Source organism: Cellulosimicrobium sp. PMB13 (assembly GCF_051294865.1).
Lineage (GTDB): Bacteria > Actinomycetota > Actinomycetes > Actinomycetales > Cellulomonadaceae > Cellulosimicrobium.
Genome location: NZ_CP145910.1, coordinates 1641905 through 1657771 on the forward strand (window position 1 = coordinate 1641905; position 15867 = coordinate 1657771).

Genomic DNA, 15867 nt, shown 5'->3' on the forward strand with positions numbered 1-15867 from the left:
CGTCGCCTCGCGCGACGTCTCGACCGGACTCGCCAGAGTGGGCGCACCGCCCGCGACCGCGGGCCACGAGAAGGGGAGAGAGTCATGACGACGCCAACGACGATGACGAGGACCGGGCTGTCGGTGGGGAACGTGGTGCCGGAGGCGACGGCGGTGTCCCAGGCGGTGCCCCAGGCCAGGACCGTGGGAAGGGGCTGGGCCGCGGGGTCCGGTACGACGGCCGGACGCGTGCTCGCACGGCTCACCGGCGGCACGGACGGCCGGGAGGCCGGCCTCGCGACCGCGGAGTACGCGATCGCGACCGTCGCGGCCGCGGGCTTCGCCGGGCTGCTGATCGTCGTGCTCCGGAGCGGCGAGGTGCGCGAGATGCTGCTCGGCATCGTCCGCAGCGCGCTCTCGCTGGGCTGATCGTGCGGCGGGAACGGGCACGGCGGTCCGCCGCGACCCTCTCCGGTCGGTGGAGCCCGGTCGCGGAGGCACGCGAGCGCGGTGCCGTCACGGCAGAGCTGGCGGTCGCGCTCCCGGCGGTCGTGCTCGTCCTCGTCGCCGTGCTCACCCTCGCCGCGGCCGCGGGCGCCCAGATGCGCTCCGCGGACGCGGCGAGGGCGGGCGCGCGGGCGGCGGCGATCGGCGAGGACGACGCGACCGTGCGCTCGACCGCCCAGCACGTGGCGGGCGACGGCGCACAGGTGACCGTCGTGCGCGGCGAGCCGTGGGTCGAGGTCACGGTGAGCTCGCCCGTCGTCGGCGGCTGGCTCTCGGCCGCGCCGCTGCGAGCGAGCGGGCACGCCGTTGCGCGCGTCGAACCGTGAGAGGGCGGCCGGGAGGACACGGACCGGACGCGCGGGACCGCGAGCGCGGCGCGGGCACGGTGCTCGTGCTCGGGATCGTCGCCTGCCTGCTCGTGGTCCTCGTCGCGCTCGGAGGACTGGCGCAGGCACAGGCCGCGCGAGGTCGGGCCCAGGCCGGAGCGGACCTGGCGGCGCTCGCGGCCGCCACGGCGCTGCGCGACGGCTGGGAACCGTGCGGACGTGCCCGCGAGACGGCGGGCCGCAACGGCGTGCGGGTCGTGGCGTGCGCAGAGACGGGAGCGGGCTCCGTCCGCGTCGACGTCGTGTCGGGGCCGACGGTCTCGGTGCTCGGCGTCGCGCTCGGCGAGGCCACGGCGGCCGCGCGTGCCGGCCCGGCGACCTCCGCGAACGGGTGATCACCGGGCGCCCCGTGCCCCACCGCGGTGGTCCGTCTCCTGGCGAGCCGGGGAGATGTCGGTAGCGTTCGACGGGTCCTCGCGCCTGCTGTCGGGCGTGGTCAACGATGATCCGGAGGCACCCCATGCATGTCCTGCCGCACCGCTGGCGCATCGCGTCGGCCGCCGTCGCGACCCTCGCGCTCGCCGCCGTCACCACGCCGAGCGTCGCCGTGCCCCGCGACGACCCACCGGGCCGCGTCGCCGAGACCACCTTCACGCTCGACGCCGAGGTGCTCGACTCCGGCCAGCAGGTCACGGGCCTCACGATCGACGCGCACCGGCTCCGCGGGATCGACCCGGCGTCGCTGGGCACCGGCACGTTCACCGTGCGGGCCGTCGGTGCCTACCCGGACGGTGTCGACCGCGGCGGTCGTCCCCAGCTGGTGTACGACGTCGAGCGGACCGTCACCGACGTGCAGCTGACCCGTTCGGGCGACCTCCACCTGGAGCTCGCGTCCGGGTTCGGTACGCCGGGCGCGGACACGCTCACCTACCAGCCCGTGGCCGGGCGCAACGTGCTGCTCGACCTGACGTACACGGTCGTGCAGAACGCCCCGCTCGAGCTGCGCAACGGCCGCGACGTGACGATCCGCGGCTTCGTCCAGGGCGACCTCGTCGACCCGGAGGTCGACGCGTTCCGCGCCGGGGTGTCCGCGACGGGGCTCAACTACCGCCTGTTCACGCCGGACCGGCGCGGCGGCGGCGACCGGCCGCTCGTCGTCTGGCTCCACGGCAACGGCGAGGGAGGCCTGGGCGGCTACTACGACAACGAGCCGCCGCTGCGTGCCAACCGCGGCGCGCTCGGGTTCGCGACACCGGAGGCGCAGCAGGTCCTCGGCGGTGCCTACGTGCTCGTGCCGCAGGTCCCGGACACCTGGTACAACGCGGACGCCGCCGGCTACCAGGAGAGGCTGCGGGCCCTGATCGACGAGATCGCCGACCGGTACAAGGTCGACACCGATCGCATCCACGTCGCCGGCGCCTCCGCCGGCGGGTACATGGCGACCCGGCTGGTGGCCGCCTACCCGGACGACTTCGCGTCCCTCGCCGTCTCGGCGCCGGCGTACTACACGGGCGGCACCTACCGCATCGACGCGACCGAGATCGCCGCGCTGGCGGGCACGCCGACGTGGTTCGTCCACGCGCGCAACGACCCCACCGTCCCGTACGCGCAGACCAGCGTGTGGGCGCACGAGCAGCTGCCCGGCTCGATCCTGTCGCTGTACGACGACGTGACGTGGGACGGCGTGACCTATCCCGGGCACTGGTCGTGGATCTATCAGGCACGCAACGCCCCGACCACGCCGGAGGGCCTCAGCCTCTGGGAGTGGACGGCGCAGCAGGCGCTCGACGACTGAGCAGCGCCGGTGGGGGTGACGTCGACGTCGATCCTGCGCGACGGCGGCCGCAGCCCGCGGCCGTCGTCGCGGCCCACCCCCGCGCGGCTGCGGGCTGTCGTCGACGTCAGCACCCGCGGGCACTGACGCGCGAGGACCGCTTCGCGTGCCCGTCCCGGTGCTGGCGGGACCACCGCCGACGCGTCAGCTCACGGGTCCTGCGCCGCCCGGACCTCGGCGTCAGCCGCGTCCGGACGCACCCGATCCGTCGTCGGACTGGGCGCTGCGACGTCGAGGTGCATCATCTCCTTCTCGCCGCCCAGGCGCTGATCGGCGCTGCGGTCACGGTGAAGATCAGGGCGAGCGCGGCCACGCCCAGCATCGCGCCGCGAAGGTCGCTGCGGTCGGCCAGCAGGCCCACGCAGGCTGGACCGAGCAGAAAGCCCAGATAGGCGGTGGCGGCGACCGTGGAGGTGGCCCGGCCGTGCTGCGCGGGGTCCGTGCCACGCAGGCTGCGGCTCAGCAGCGTGGGGAACAGCGTCGCGGTGCCCAGGGCGGCCAGCACGAGCCCCACCAGGGCCACGGCGACCGAGGGAGCGATGGCCAGCACCGTGGTGCCTGCGGTGGCCAGGGCGCCGCCACCGACGAGCATCGCGGTGGGGTGGCTGCGTGAGAGCGGCGCGAGGCTCAGGCGGGCCAGCGCGGCGGTGGCGGCGAAGGTCGCCGGGGCTGCGGCCGCCATCTGGGGCGAGGCGGTGAAGACGTCGGTGAGCATCACCGCTCCCCAGCTCTGGTGGGCGTTCTCGACGGCGTATGCCGAGGCAGCGACCAGTCCCACGACCAGCAGCGGTGAGGTCGGGCCGACCCGGCGCAACAGACCCGTGAAGCGTGGTGCGCCGCGGGGCGCTGTCGTGCCGGAGCGTGTCGGTGCCTCGTACTCCTGCCGGGCAGCAGCAGGGGCCTGGTGATCCGGCATCTGCAGCGACGCGCTGGTCAGCCAGGCAGTCGCTGCGAGGACGCTCATCACCGCCGCCACGACGGCGAAGGTCGCCAGCAGTGACAGCCCCCCACCCAGCAGCGCTCCGGTGGACAGGCTGGCGATGACCACGCCCACGGAGAACAGCCCGTGTGAACGGGTGAGCAGAGGCTGTGCGGTGGAGTGCTCCGCGCGCCCGGCCAGCGTGTTGATGGCGACGTCCGCGGCACCGGAGGCGGCGCCCACCATGAGCATCCCGGTCACCAGCAGCACCATCCCGTCCGCTCCGGCGGTGATGAGCAGGCCGGCGCCCGCGAGAGCCGCCAGCAGCCAGGCCGCCACGCGCAGCCCGAAGCGGTCCACCGCGCGTCCGGTGACGGCCATCGTCGGCAGCGCTCCCAGACCGACGAAGAGCAGGGCGGTGCCCAGCTGGCCGTCGCTGACCCCCGCCTGGGTGCGCAACGCGGGCAGCGCAGCGCCCCACGCACCCCAGAAGATCCCGAACGCAGCAAACGCGGCGTAGGGCGCGTAGGCGGCACGCGCACCGTCGAAGGGTGGGCGCGGCGCGGCGGCGCTGATGTCTCGGTGCATGATCGTAACGTTACACAAGTATGCTGTCCGGTGTGAACCCACCTGCACGACGGCGGCCCACCGTCAAAGACGTCGCCCAGCAGGCGGGGGTCGCGCCCATGACCGTCTCCTACACGTTCAACCACCCCGCGCGAGTGGCCGAGGCCACCCGGACCCGAGTCCTCGCAGCCGCGGCCGAGCTGGGCTATCACCCCGACAGCACGGCCCGTGCCCTGCGCTCGGGCCGGGCCAAGCAGCTCGGGGTGGTGGTCGGGGAGCACCTGTCCTACCTCTTCGACGATCCACAGGCTGCGCAGTTCCTCGCCGGGATCGCGGAGGTCTGCGTCAGCGAGGACCTGGGTATGGTGCTGATCCCCACTCGAGGGGATGCCACCGACGTGGACCGGGTGCTGTCAGCGGCGGTGGACTGCTACGTGCTGTGGACCACGGTGGCCGGCGACCCCGTCCTCGCTGCCGTCGCGGCCAGCGGACGACCCGCTGCCATCCAAGGCGGTCCTGCCCAGCCGGGCCTGGTCTGCATCGCGCCCGACGACCGCGCCGCCGCGGCAGCGGTCGCGGCAGCCACGCCGCTGGCGGAGGCTGTCCCGGTCATCATCAGCTTCCCCCTGGACCGGCGTCGCACCAGCGGCGTCCTGCGCGGCGACGAATTGCCCCTCGACCTGACGGACCTGCAGGCGGTCCCCTTCCCCGTGACCGGTGCACGTCTGGCCGGCTACCGCGACGCGCTGACCGAGGCTGGTCACGACTGGGGCGACGTGCGGATCGCCGTCGTCGAGCGCAACCAGCGCGAACGGGGCGAGGACGCTGCCGCGGCGCTGCTCGAGACGCTGGAGGGCTCCGGCCCCGTGGTGGTGCTGGCCATGAGCGACGAGCTGGCGCTCGGGGCCCGTTCGGCGCTGGGGGGCACGCGACGGAAGGTGACGATCACCGGGTGGGACGCCTCGCGAGAAGCCACCACCTCGGGAGTCTGGTCGGTGTCGGCCTCCCTGCGCGAGCAAGGCCGTGCGTGCGCGCGAGCGGCCCTCTCGGGCGCGCTCGAAGGACACCAGGTGCCGTGGAGCGTGGTCGCGCCCGAAAGACGGCCGGACACCGGTCGGTAGGTGCCGTCCCTCCTGCGCCTCCTCGAGCGATCACCGACCCTCTGACGACGGTGGGAGCATGGCCCGCTCCCGGACCGGCCGGCGTACCCGGGGCCGCGGGGTGCGGTGTCGTGGTCGGGCGGTGGCCGCGCGACGGTCCGGTCAGGCGGGAGCGTACGCGAGCACGGCGTCGAGCAGCCGCACGGCGGCGTCCTTGTCGAGCGGCGCGTTGTACGACCCGCACTTGGGCGACTGGACGCACGCGGGACACCCGTCCTGGCACGGGCAGCGCACGATCGCGTCGCGCGTCGCGCGCAGCCACGTGGCGGCGAGCTCGTACCCGCGCTCGGCGAAGCCCGCCCCGCCGGGGTAGGCGTCGTAGACGAACACCGTCGCCTGCTCGGTGTCGACGTGCAGCGCCGTCGACACGCCGCCGAGGTCCCACCGGTCGCACGTCGCGAGGAGGGGGAGCAACCCGATCGACGCGTGCTCGGCGGCGTGGAGCGCTCCGGGCGCGGTGTCGGCGTCGACCCCGGCCTCCTCCAGCACGGACTCGGGCACGGTCCACCACACGGCCATGGTGGGCAGGGTGTGCTCCGGCAGGTCGAGGGGCTCCGTGCCGAGGATCTGCAGGTCCGGCAGACGGCGACGCTGGAAGCTCACGACCTGCGAGCTCACGTCGACCGGCCCGTACCCCCAGCCGACCGGGCCCCAGCGCCGCTCGACGACCTCGCGCCCGGCGGCCGCGTCCCCGGGCCCCGGCTCGTCGGCGATCGTGATCGACGTGACGGAGCGCGACCACGTGCCGAAGTCGACGTCGGTGCGGCGCACGAGCGCGACGCCGTCGGTCAGGTCGAGGTGCTCGACGACGTAGGTGGCGCCCTGGTGGACGTACACCGCGCCGTCGTGCACGGTCCCGTCGGCCGACGCCGCGTCGACCGTCCCGAGCAGGCGGCCGGTGCGCGCCTCGGCGACGCGGACCGGGGAGCCGCCGGACCCGCGCAGGTCGGTCATCCCCGCGGCGGGCTGCGCGTGCGTCCAGTACCAGCCCGACGCCCGCCGGCGCAGGGCGCCGCGCGCGACGAGCACGCCGAGCAGGTCGGTCACGGCCGCCGGGTCGCCGAACGCGGCGAGGTCCTCCGAGCGCAGGGGGACCTCCGCGGCCGCCGCGCACAGGTGCGGTGCGAGGACGTACGGGTTGGCGGGGTCGAAGACCGTCGCCTCGAGCGGCGCGTCGAAGATCGCCTCGGGGTGGTGCACGAGGTACGTGTCGAGCGGGTCCTCGCGCGCGACGAACGCCACGAGCCCGTCCGCGCCGGCACGCCCCGCTCGGCCGGCCTGCTGCCAGACGGACATGCGCGTCCCCGGCCAGCCCGCGACGAGCACCGCGTCGAGACCCGAGATGTCGACCCCGAGCTCGAGCGCGTTTGTCGTGGCCAGCGCCCGGACCGCGCCGGAGCGGACCGCGTCCTCGAGCTCGCGGCGCTCCTCGGGCAGGTAACCGCCGCGGTACGCCGCGACGCGCCGCGCGAGGTCGGCGTCGACGGGGCGCAGGTAGTCCTGGGTCTGCGTCGCGACCGCCTCGGCGCCCCGGCGCGAGCGCGTGAACGCGAGCGTGCGGGCGCCGGCGAGGACGAGGTCCGCGAGCAGGTCGGCCGCCTCCGACGTCGCGCTGCGTCGGGGGTGCTCGGGCGCCTCGTCTTCGGTCGGCGCCGTGGGCACCGCCGGGTCGTCGACGTGCTCCTCCTGGTGCTGTGCGGCCGCGCCGAAGCCCGCCACCACGGGCGGCTCCCAGAGCGCGAAGGTCCGGTGACCCGACGGGGACGTGTCACCGGCGACCGTCACGACGTCCGCCGGGTCCACGCCGACGAGCCGCGCCGCGCTCACGGCCGGGTCCGCCGTCGTCGCCGACGCCACGACGAACGTCGGCGCCGCCTCGCCCTCGCGCGCGTAGTGCGCGGCGAGCCGCCGCAGCCGCCGCAGGACGAGCGACACGTGCGCGCCGAAGACGCCGCGGTACGCGTGCCCCTCGTCCACGACGACGTACCGCAGGTCGCGCAGGAGCCGTGACCAGCGCCGGTGGTTCGGCAGCAGCGCGAAGTGCAGGAAGTCCGGGTTGGTGAGCACGACGTCGGCGTGCTCGCGCACCCAGCGGCGCTCGTCGGGCGAGGTGTCGCCGTCGCACGTCGAGACGCGCACGTCCCGCGTCCCGGCCGCGTCGAGCAGCCGCTGCAGCCCGGCGAGCTGGTCGGCGGCCAGGGCCTTGGTCGGCGAGAGGTACAGCACGGACCCGCGGCGCGCGACGGACTCGATGCGCCCGGGGTCGAGCGTACGGGCCGCGACGTCGGCCCGGACCGACGTCAGCGCCGGGAGCCAGAACGCGAGTGACTTGCCGGACCCGGTGGACGTGGCGAGCGCGACGTGCCGGCCCGACCACGCGGCATCGGCCGCGACGGCCTGGTGGACCCACGGCCGCTCCACGCCGAGCGCGCGGTACCCGGCGACGAGCGCGGCGTCGGACCAGGCGGGCCAGTCGCCGTGCACGCCGTCGCGCGCGGGCAGCTCACGGACGTGCGTGAGCCGGTCCGCACGACGCCCGCCCGCGAGGAGCACGTCGAGGAGCGGGCTCGACGTCACCAGGGTCGGCGGGGCAGAGGCGTCGGGCACGGCACGAGTCTTCCACCCGGCGCCCACCGTCGCGGCGGCCAGGGTCGGGGCCACGGGACCGGGGTGACCTCTCGCCTGACAGGTCCAGGGTCAGCCGCGGAACACCTCGACGACCGCCCGCGTGAGGTACCACGGGTCCACGACGGCCGTGAGCTCGCGCGCGGAGTGCATCGAGAGGATGGGCACGCCGACGTCGACGGTCCGGATCCCGAGGCGCGTCGCGGTGAGCGGCCCGATCGTCGAGCCGCACGGGACCGTGTTGCGCGACACGAACTCCTGGCTCGGCACCCCGGCCGTCGCGCACGCGCGCGCCCACGCCGCGGCGCCGAGCGCGTCGGTCGTGTACCGCTGGTTGGCGTTGATCTTGAGGATCGGACCACCGCCCGCGAGCGGGCGGTTCGCCGGGTCGTGGCGCTCGGGGTAGTTGGGGTGCACCGAGTGCCCGACGTCGCTCGACACGCACAGCGACGCCGCGAGCTGGCGGTGGCGCTGCTCCTCGCCCGCGCCGAGACCGGCGGCGACCCGCGAGAGCACGTCGGCGAGGAACGGTCCTGACGCCCCGGAGCGCGACTCCGACCCGATCTCCTCGTGGTCGAACGCGGCGAGCACGGGGATCGTCGCGGCCCCGTCGCTCTCGACCGTCGCGCCCGCCCCCGGCGCACCCGCGCCCGCACCCGCGACCTCGAGCAGCGCGGTGAGCCCGGCGTGCACGGAGATCAGGTTGTCGAGCCGCCCCGACGCGAGGAACGCGTCGCGAGCCCCGAAGACCCGCGGGTCCTGCGTGTCGGCGACGACGACGTCGTAGCCGGTGATCTCGCTCGCGCGCACCCCCGCGTGGTGCGCGAGCTCGGCGAGGACGTCGGCCTCCGCGGGCCCGTCGTGGCCGCCGCCGACCCGGTCGGAGCCCGCGGAGCCCGCCGCCGACGACAGCCCCCAGACCGGCTGCGTGTGCTGCTGCTTGTCGAGGGCGAGGCCGTCGTTCACCTGGCGGTCCAGGTGGATCGCGAGCTGCGGGATGCGCAGCAGCGGCCCGGTGCGCACGAGGTGCACGTCGTCCGGCCGTGTGCCGTCGCCCACCACGACCCGCCCGGCGAGCTCGAGCTCGCGGTCGAGCCACGAGTTGAGCAGCGGCCCGCCGTAGATCTCGACGCCCGCCTGCCACCAGCCCTCGCGCACGAGGCCGGGGCGCGGCTTGAGCTTGAACCCGGGGGAGTCGGTGTGGGCGCCGAGGATCGCGAACGGTGTCGTCGGCGTGGCGCCCGGCGGCACGACCCAGGCGATCACGGCCCCGTCGCGCACGACGACGTACCGCCCTCCGACGTCGGGCTCGCGCTGCACCTCCCTCAGGGGCCCGGTCGACGCCGCGTGCGTCGGCCACGCGTCCGTCTCCGCGAGCTGCGTGAAGCCCGCCGCGACGAGACGGCGAGCCACCTCGTGCGCCGCGTGGAACGACGACGGCGAGGCCTGGACGAAGGACATGAGGTCGAGGGCGTGCTCGTGCGCGGCAGCGGTCGGTGCGGGCATGGTGCCAGTCTCGCACCGCGCCGCCCGGTCGCCCGGGCCGGCGTCCGGCCGAGGTCGCCGACGTCCGGGCGGCCTCCAGCCGGCCTCCGGGCGACGTCCAGGTCGACCGCGTACCGTCGTGACGGCCTCACCGGGCAGAGAGGAGAGCGCGATGATCTGGGTCGTCCTGCCGGGACTCGCCCTGGCACCGGAGGACTACGTCCCCCTCGCCCGGGCGATCGATCCGGACGGCGACGTCCGCGTCCTCGACGCCTGGCGCACGCCGGTGACCGACCCGGCGGGCTCGCTCCGCTCCGCCCTGGACGTCGACGGGTCCGACGACGTCGCGCTCGTCGGGCACTCCGCGGGCGGTCTCGCCGCGCTCGAGTGGGCCCTCCTCCACCCCGACGAGGTGCGACGCCTCGTGCTGCTGGACCCCTCGAGCCCGTTCGAGCGGCACCGTCCCGCGCTGCACCCGGGGACCCGGGCGTCGCGTGCCGGACGTGCGGCCGTGGGTGCGGTCGCGGACGTCCTCGCCCCGACCGGACCGGCGCTGCGCCGGGCGGCCGTGCGCGCCGTCGCGCACCGCCCCGACGACCTCGCCCGAGACGTCGCGGCCGCGCGCTACGGCGACCGCGCCGGGTGGCTCGACGTCGCCGACCAGTGGACGGCGAGCTGGGAGCAGGCGCCCCGCGTGCGCCGTCTGCTCGACGACGGTCGTGCCGTCCCGTCGTCGGCGCACCCGCTGCTCATCACCGGCACGCGAGCGAGCGCCCGGTTCCTGCGCGAGCAGCGTGAGCTCGCCGAACGGCTGGACCTGCCGCGCGTCGGGGTCGCGGAAGAGGGCCACCTGTTCCCCCTGACCCGGGCGGACGCCGTCGGGCGCCTCGTGCGCGACGGCTGAGGGTCCGCCCGCGGGCGCGTGTCGTCGGCATCGCGGCGACGGCACCGGCGGACGCCGATGAGTCTGCCGCGCCGGCGAGGTCCACCGGCCATGACGCTCCAGCAGACCCCCGAGATCCAGGCCCGCCCCGACGTCCCGTACGTCGGCGTGACGTGCACCGTGACGATGGCGACGATCGCCGAGGCGGCCGACCGGCTCCTCGAGGTGCTCGCGTGGCTCGCCGAGCGCGGCGTCGAGCCGGCCGGCCCACCGTTCTTCCGCTATCGCGTGATCGACATGGAGGACGATCTCGTCCTCGACGTCGGGTTCCCCGTCGCCACGCCCGTGCCGGACGACGCCGCACCCGTCGGGCACGTCGTCGCACCGGGCCCCCGGTCGGGCACGCTGCCGGCGGGGAGGTACGTGGTCGTGGGCCACCACGGCCACCCTGACGAGCTCGAGGCCGTGACGGGCGACCTGCTCGCGTGGGCCGCGACGCAGGGCCTGGCGTGGGACGCGGACGACCAGCAGCGCGCGTGGGGCGCGCGGGTCGAGCGGTACCTGACGGACCCGTCCGAGCAGCCCGACCTGGCCGAGTGGGACCACGAGCTGGCCTTCCGTCTCGCGGACTGACACGGTGCGGTGTGCCGTGGCACGGCCGCCGTGACGGGCGTGCTTGTGACGGGCTGCACGAACGGTCGTGACCCACGACACACGTGCGTAGACTCCTCCCCATCGTGTCGGCAGGGGCCAGGCACGACCGCAGTCGTCAAGGAGGACGGATGCCCACCCTCGGTACCGAAAGTCTCGCCATCGTCGGGGTGATCGCGCTGATCGCGCTCGTCGCCCTCGGCTTCGCCGTCGTCCTGCGCAGACAGGTCCTCGCCGCACGGGAGGGCAACGACGCGATGCGCGACGTCGCCCTGGCCGTGCAGGAGGGTGCCGCGGCCTACCTGAGCCGACAGTTCCGCACCCTCGCGCTGTTCGCCGTCATCGTGTTCGGCCTGCTGTTCCTCCTGCCGGGCGATGGCGGCGTGCGCGTCGGCCGCTCGATCGCCTTCCTCGTGGGTGCGGCGTTCTCCGCCGCGATCGGCTACCTCGGTATGTGGCTCGCCGTGCGAGCGAACGTCCGCGTCGCGGCTGCCGCGACGCGTCCGGGCGGCCGGACGGAGGGCGCACGCATCGCGTTCCGCACCGGCGGCGTGGTGGGGATGTCCGTCGTGGGTTTAGGCCTGCTCGGTGCGGCGGGGGTCGTCCTGCTGTACCGAGGCGACGCTCCTGCCGTGCTGGAGGGCTTCGGCTTCGGGGCGGCGCTGCTCGCGATGTTCATGCGCGTGGGCGGCGGCATCTTCACCAAGGCGGCGGACGTGGGTGCGGACCTCGTCGGCAAGGTCGAGCAGGGCATCCCCGAGGATGACCCGCGCAACGCGGCGACCATCGCGGACAACGTCGGCGACAACGTCGGCGACTGCGCAGGCATGGCCGCCGACCTCTTCGAGTCCTACGCGGTGACGCTCGTCGCGGCGCTCATCCTCGGCAAGGCCGCGATGGGTGAGGAAGGCCTCGTCTTCCCGCTGATCGTCACCGCGATGGGCGCGCTCGTCGCCGTGCTCGGCGTGTTCATCACGCGCGTGCGGGGCCAGGAGAACGGCCTCAAGGCGATCTACCGCGGCTTCTACCTCTCGGCGCTCGTCGGCGCGGTGCTCGCCGCCGTCGCCGCGTTCGTCTACCTGCCGTCCTCGTTCGGCGAGATGGACGGGACGGCGGACCTGGGCGACCTCTCCGGGATCGCCGCGGACCCGCGCGTCGTCGCGAGCCTCGCGGTCGTCATCGGCGTGGTCCTCGCCGGGATCATCCTGTGGATCACGGGCTACTTCACGGGCACGACGTCGAAGCCCACCCTGCACGTGGCCGCCACCTCGCGCACCGGTGCCGCGACGGTCGTCCTGTCGGGCATCGGCGTCGGCTTCGAGTCCGCCGTCTACACGGCGGGCGTCATCGCGGCCGCGATCTGCGGGCTCTTCCTGCTCGCGGGCGGCTCGGTGTGGCTCGCGCTGTTCCTCGTCGCGCTCGCCGGGTGCGGCCTGCTCACGACCGTCGGCGTCATCGTCGCGATGGACACGTTCGGACCGGTCTCCGACAACGCCCAGGGCATCTACGAGATGTCGCTCGGCGAGGCGTCGGAGGCGGACGAGTCGGACGCCGCGCAGATCCTCACCGACCTCGACGCCGTGGGGAACACGACGAAGGCGATCACCAAGGGCATCGCCATCACGACGGCCGTGCTCGCCGCGACGGCGCTGTTCGGCTCGTACGCGGACGCGGTCAACCACGCGATGGCGGACGTCGAGTCCGTGGGCGCGGGCCTCGTCACGTCGATGCTCGACTACGAGATCATCTCGCCCATCACGCTGGTCGGCGTGATCCTCGGCGCGGCGACGGTGTTCCTCTTCTCCGGGCTCGCGATCGACGCGGTGACCCGTGCCGCGGGTGCCATCGTCTTCGAGGTGCGCCGTCAGTTCCGCGAGCACCCGGGGATCATGACGTACGACGAGCGTCCCGAGTACGGCAAGGTCGTCGACATCTGCACGCGCGACTCGTTGCGCGAGCTCGTGACGCCGGGCCTCCTCGCGGCGTTCGCGCCGATCGCGGTCGGGTTCGGCCTCGGGGTCGGGCCGCTCGCGGGCTTCCTCGCCGGCGCGATCGGTGCGGGCGTGCTCATGGCGGTGTTCCTCGCGAACTCGGGCGGCGCCTGGGACAACGCGAAGAAGATCGTCGAGGACGGCGCGTACGGCGGCAAGGGGTCCGAGGCGCACGCGGCGACCGTGATCGGCGACACCGTGGGCGACCCGTTCAAGGACACCGCGGGGCCCGCGATCAACCCGCTCATCAAGGTCATGAACCTCGTCTCGCTGCTCATCGCGCCGGCCGTGGTCCTGCTCAGCGTGCCGGAGGACGCGAACCAGGTGCTGCGCATCGGGATCGCCGTCGTCGCGGCCGGCATCGCGTTCGGTGCCGTCATCATGTCCCGGCTCCGCGCGGCCCGGGTCGACCGCGAGGAGATCGCGGACGTGCGCGAGGAGGTGACGAGCGGCGCCTGACCGGAGACAGCTCCGCCCGCTCGGGCGAGGGCAGCACTCCGCCGAGAGAGAGCCCCAGCTCGCGAGATAGAGCCCTGGTCGATGACCGGGGCTCTATCTCGCGCACCGGGGCTCTATCTCGCGCACCGGGGCTCTGTCTCCGAGCGCGGTCAGCCCTTGACGGTGAAGCCGGCGCGCAGGAGCGCCTCGTCGCGCGACGACGGGCCGACGAGCAGCTCGAAGTCGCCCGCCTCGACGACGCGGTGACCGGCGGCGTCCACGAGCGTGCAGTCGGCGACCGGGACCTCGAGGTCGATGACGGCCGTCTCGCCCGGGGCGAGCTCCACCTTGCGGTAGGCCTTGAGCTCCTTGTCGGCCCACGTCACCGTCGTGACGGCGTCGCTGACGTACACCTGCACGGTCTCGCGCACCGCGCGCGCACCGACGTTGCGCAGCGTCACCTGGGCGCGCACGACGTCGTCGAGCCCGACGACCGCGTCCTGGACGCGCAGGTCGGCGTACTCGACGGTCGTGTAGCTCAGGCCCTCGCCGAACGCGAACGCGGTGCGCTGGGTGAGGTCGGCGTACCGGTCGCCGTGCTGCCCGCGCACCTGGTTGTAGTAGGTGGGCTGCTGGCCGGCGTGCTCCGCGAACGAGACCGGCAGCCGGCCCTCCGGCTCGACCAGGCCGAGCAGCAGCTCGGCGACGGCCTGCCCGCCGCGCATGCCGGGGTTCGCGGCCCACACGATCGCGGCGGCGTCGCGCGCGGACGGCGGCAGGACGAGCGGCTTGGACGCCACCACCACGACGACGAGCGGGGTGCCCGTCGCGGCGAGCGCGTCGAGGAGCGCGACCTGTCCGCCGACGAGCTCCAGCGTCGCCGTCGACCGGCCTTCGCCGACGAGCTCGATCCGGTCGCCGACGACCGCCACGACGTAGTCGGCCTCCCGGGCCGCGTCGACGGCCTCGGCGATCAGCGCGTCGTCGGGCGACGCGGGCACGACGACCTGGGGGCGGGGCTGTCCGTCGGGGAAGAACGCGCCCTCGGGGTCGGGTTCGAGCGTGAGGATGTCGGCGCCGCGCGCGTGCGTCACGGTCCACCCGCCGGGCACGTGCTCGCGGAAGCCGTCGAGGACGGTGGCCGTCATCTCGCGCGGGTGCCCGGTCGGCAGCCAGTCGGCCTGTCCGGACGCGCCGGCCCAGTCGCCGAGCTGGGTGTGGTCGTCGTCGGCGTTGGGCCCGACGACGGCGACCGTGCGGCCCGGCGAGCCGGCGGGCGCGACCGCGCGGCCGTCGTCGCCGGCCGTGAGACCGCCGGCGAGCGGGAGCGTGCCGTCGTTGCTCAGGAGGACGAGCGAGCGTCGCGCGATCTCGAGGTTCACGGCCGTGTGCTCGCCGGACGCGATGACGGCCTGCTGGCGCGCGACGTCGGGCCGGCGCGGGTCCTCGAACAGCCCGAGCCGCACCTTGAGGGTGAGGATGCGGCGCACGGCGTCGTCGACCGCGGACTCGGCGACCAGGCCCTGCGCGACCGCCTCCAGCGCGCCCTCGTAGAACTGCGGCGTGGTCATGACCATGTCGTTGCCCGCGCGGATCGCCGCGGCGGCCGCGTGCACGTGGTCGGGCTGGATCTTCTGCTCCCAGACCATGCGCCCGACGTTGTCCCAGTCGGTGACGAGCGTGCCCGTGTAGCCCCACTCGCCGCGCAGCACCTCGTCGAGGAGCCAGCCGTTGACCGTCACGGGCACGCCGTCCATCGACTGGTAGCCGAGCATGAACGTCGCGACGCCCTCGCGCGCGACGCGCTCGAACGGCGGGAGGAACCACGAGCGCAGCTTGCGCCGGGAGATGTCGGCCTCGCTCGCGTCGCGCCCGCCCTGGGTCTCGGAGTAGCCCGCGAAGTGCTTCGCCGTGGCGAGCACCCCGGTGGGGTCCGTGTCGCCCCCGCCCTGGTACCCGCGGACCATCGCCGACGCGAGCTCGCCGATGAGGAACGGGTCCTCGCCGAACGTCTCGTCGACGCGGCCCCAGCGCAGGTCGCGCGCGATGCACAGGACGGGCGAGAAGGTCCAGTGGATCCCGGTGGCGGCGACCTCGACGGCGGTCGCGCGCGCGACGCGCTCGACCAGCTCGGGGTCCCACGTGGCCGCCATCCCGAGCTGGGTCGGGAAGATCGTCGCGCCGACCCAGAACGAGTGTCCGTGGATCGCGTCCTCGGCGACGAGCAGGGGGATGCGCAGCCGGGTGGCCTCCGTGAGCGCGTGCGCCTCGCGGACGTTCTCCGGGGAGGCGTGGAGGATCGAGCCGACGTGCTTGTCCTCGATCAGCGGCCCGACGCCGTCGCGTGCGTCGAGCTGGAGCATCTGCCCGACCTTCTCGGGCAACGTCATGCGGGCGAGGAGGTCCTCGACGCGCTCGGCGACGGGCAGGGACGGGTCGAGGTAGGCGGCTGTGCTCACGCGCACATCCTACTGGAAGGCTGACAGGTCAGTAAGTAAAGCG

12 protein-coding genes and 1 pseudogene are annotated in these 15867 nt (G+C 74.7%); 9 read left to right on the top strand and 4 right to left on the bottom strand.

Going from position 1 to position 15867, the window contains the following annotated elements; translation table 11 throughout:
- Positions 1–84: 84 nt before the first annotated feature.
- The 4 genes from V5D56_RS07660 to V5D56_RS07675 all read left to right on the top strand — a co-directional run bounded on the left by V5D56_RS07660 (position 85) and on the right by V5D56_RS07675 (position 2607).
- Positions 85–408: a DUF4244 domain-containing protein gene (locus V5D56_RS07660; RefSeq protein WP_435738448.1), complete on the top strand. Its 324-nt coding sequence runs from the start codon at positions 85–87 to the stop codon at positions 406–408.
- A gap of 2 nt (positions 409–410) precedes the next feature.
- Entirely contained in the window at positions 411–812 is a 402-nt protein-coding gene (locus V5D56_RS07665; protein ID WP_435738449.1) for a TadE family type IV pilus minor pilin, read from the top strand.
- Complete coding sequence (locus V5D56_RS07670) at positions 809–1207, top strand: Rv3654c family TadE-like protein (protein ID WP_435738450.1); 399 nt, start codon at positions 809–811, stop codon at positions 1205–1207. The genes V5D56_RS07665 and V5D56_RS07670 overlap by 4 nt, the downstream gene beginning before the upstream one ends.
- A 125-nt stretch (positions 1208–1332) precedes the next feature.
- Positions 1333–2607 carry a prolyl oligopeptidase family serine peptidase gene (locus tag V5D56_RS07675; protein ID WP_435738451.1) on the top strand — a complete coding sequence of 425 codons (1275 nt, stop codon included), beginning with the start codon at positions 1333–1335 and terminating at the stop codon, positions 2605–2607.
- Between the two features lie 280 nt (positions 2608–2887).
- Here V5D56_RS07675 and V5D56_RS07680 read toward each other — a convergent pair whose 3' ends face one another.
- Positions 2888–4153, bottom strand: coding sequence for an MFS transporter (locus tag V5D56_RS07680; RefSeq protein ID WP_435738452.1), 1266 nt, complete (start codon positions 4151–4153; stop codon positions 2888–2890).
- Between the two features lie 20 nt (positions 4154–4173).
- On the opposite strand from V5D56_RS07680, the pseudogene V5D56_RS07685 reads away from it, so the two are divergent.
- Both V5D56_RS07685 and V5D56_RS07690 read left to right on the top strand, forming a co-directional pair.
- Positions 4174–4338 (top strand): annotated as a pseudogene (locus V5D56_RS07685) (LacI family DNA-binding transcriptional regulator); the annotation flags it as partial.
- Positions 4339–4395: 57 nt separating this feature from the next.
- Entirely contained in the window at positions 4396–5253 is an 858-nt protein-coding gene (locus V5D56_RS07690; RefSeq protein WP_435738976.1) for a hypothetical protein, read from the top strand.
- A gap of 141 nt (positions 5254–5394) precedes the next feature.
- On the opposite strand, the gene V5D56_RS07695 is transcribed toward V5D56_RS07690, so the two are convergent.
- Both V5D56_RS07695 and V5D56_RS07700 read right to left on the bottom strand, forming a co-directional pair.
- The gene (locus V5D56_RS07695; RefSeq protein ID WP_435738453.1) at positions 5395–7899 is read right to left on the bottom strand and encodes a DEAD/DEAH box helicase; all 2505 of its coding nucleotides are present in this window, start codon (positions 7897–7899) and stop codon (positions 5395–5397) included.
- A gap of 90 nt (positions 7900–7989) precedes the next feature.
- Positions 7990–9423 (bottom strand): M18 family aminopeptidase, encoded by a 1434-nt coding sequence (locus V5D56_RS07700; protein ID WP_435738454.1) that lies wholly within the window; start codon positions 9421–9423, stop codon positions 7990–7992.
- Positions 9424–9574: 151 nt separating this feature from the next.
- Here V5D56_RS07700 and V5D56_RS07705 point away from each other — a divergent pair, with 151 nt between their 5' ends.
- The 3 genes from V5D56_RS07705 (at position 9575) to V5D56_RS07715 (ending at position 13386) form a co-directional block, all read left to right on the top strand.
- Positions 9575–10306 carry an alpha/beta fold hydrolase gene (locus V5D56_RS07705; RefSeq protein WP_435738455.1) on the top strand — a complete coding sequence of 244 codons (732 nt, stop codon included), beginning with the start codon at positions 9575–9577 and terminating at the stop codon, positions 10304–10306.
- Between the two features lie 90 nt (positions 10307–10396).
- Positions 10397–10918, top strand: coding sequence for a GyrI-like domain-containing protein (locus V5D56_RS07710; protein WP_435738456.1), 522 nt, complete (start codon positions 10397–10399; stop codon positions 10916–10918).
- 149 nt (positions 10919–11067) lie between these two features.
- Positions 11068–13386, top strand: coding sequence for a sodium-translocating pyrophosphatase (locus V5D56_RS07715; protein WP_435738457.1), 2319 nt, complete (start codon positions 11068–11070; stop codon positions 13384–13386).
- A 149-nt stretch (positions 13387–13535) separates the two neighbouring features.
- Here V5D56_RS07715 and V5D56_RS07720 read toward each other — a convergent pair whose 3' ends face one another.
- Positions 13536–15824: a glycoside hydrolase family 3 N-terminal domain-containing protein gene (locus V5D56_RS07720; RefSeq protein WP_435738458.1), complete on the bottom strand. Its 2289-nt coding sequence runs from the start codon at positions 15822–15824 to the stop codon at positions 13536–13538.
- Between the last annotated feature and the right edge of the window lie 43 nt (positions 15825–15867).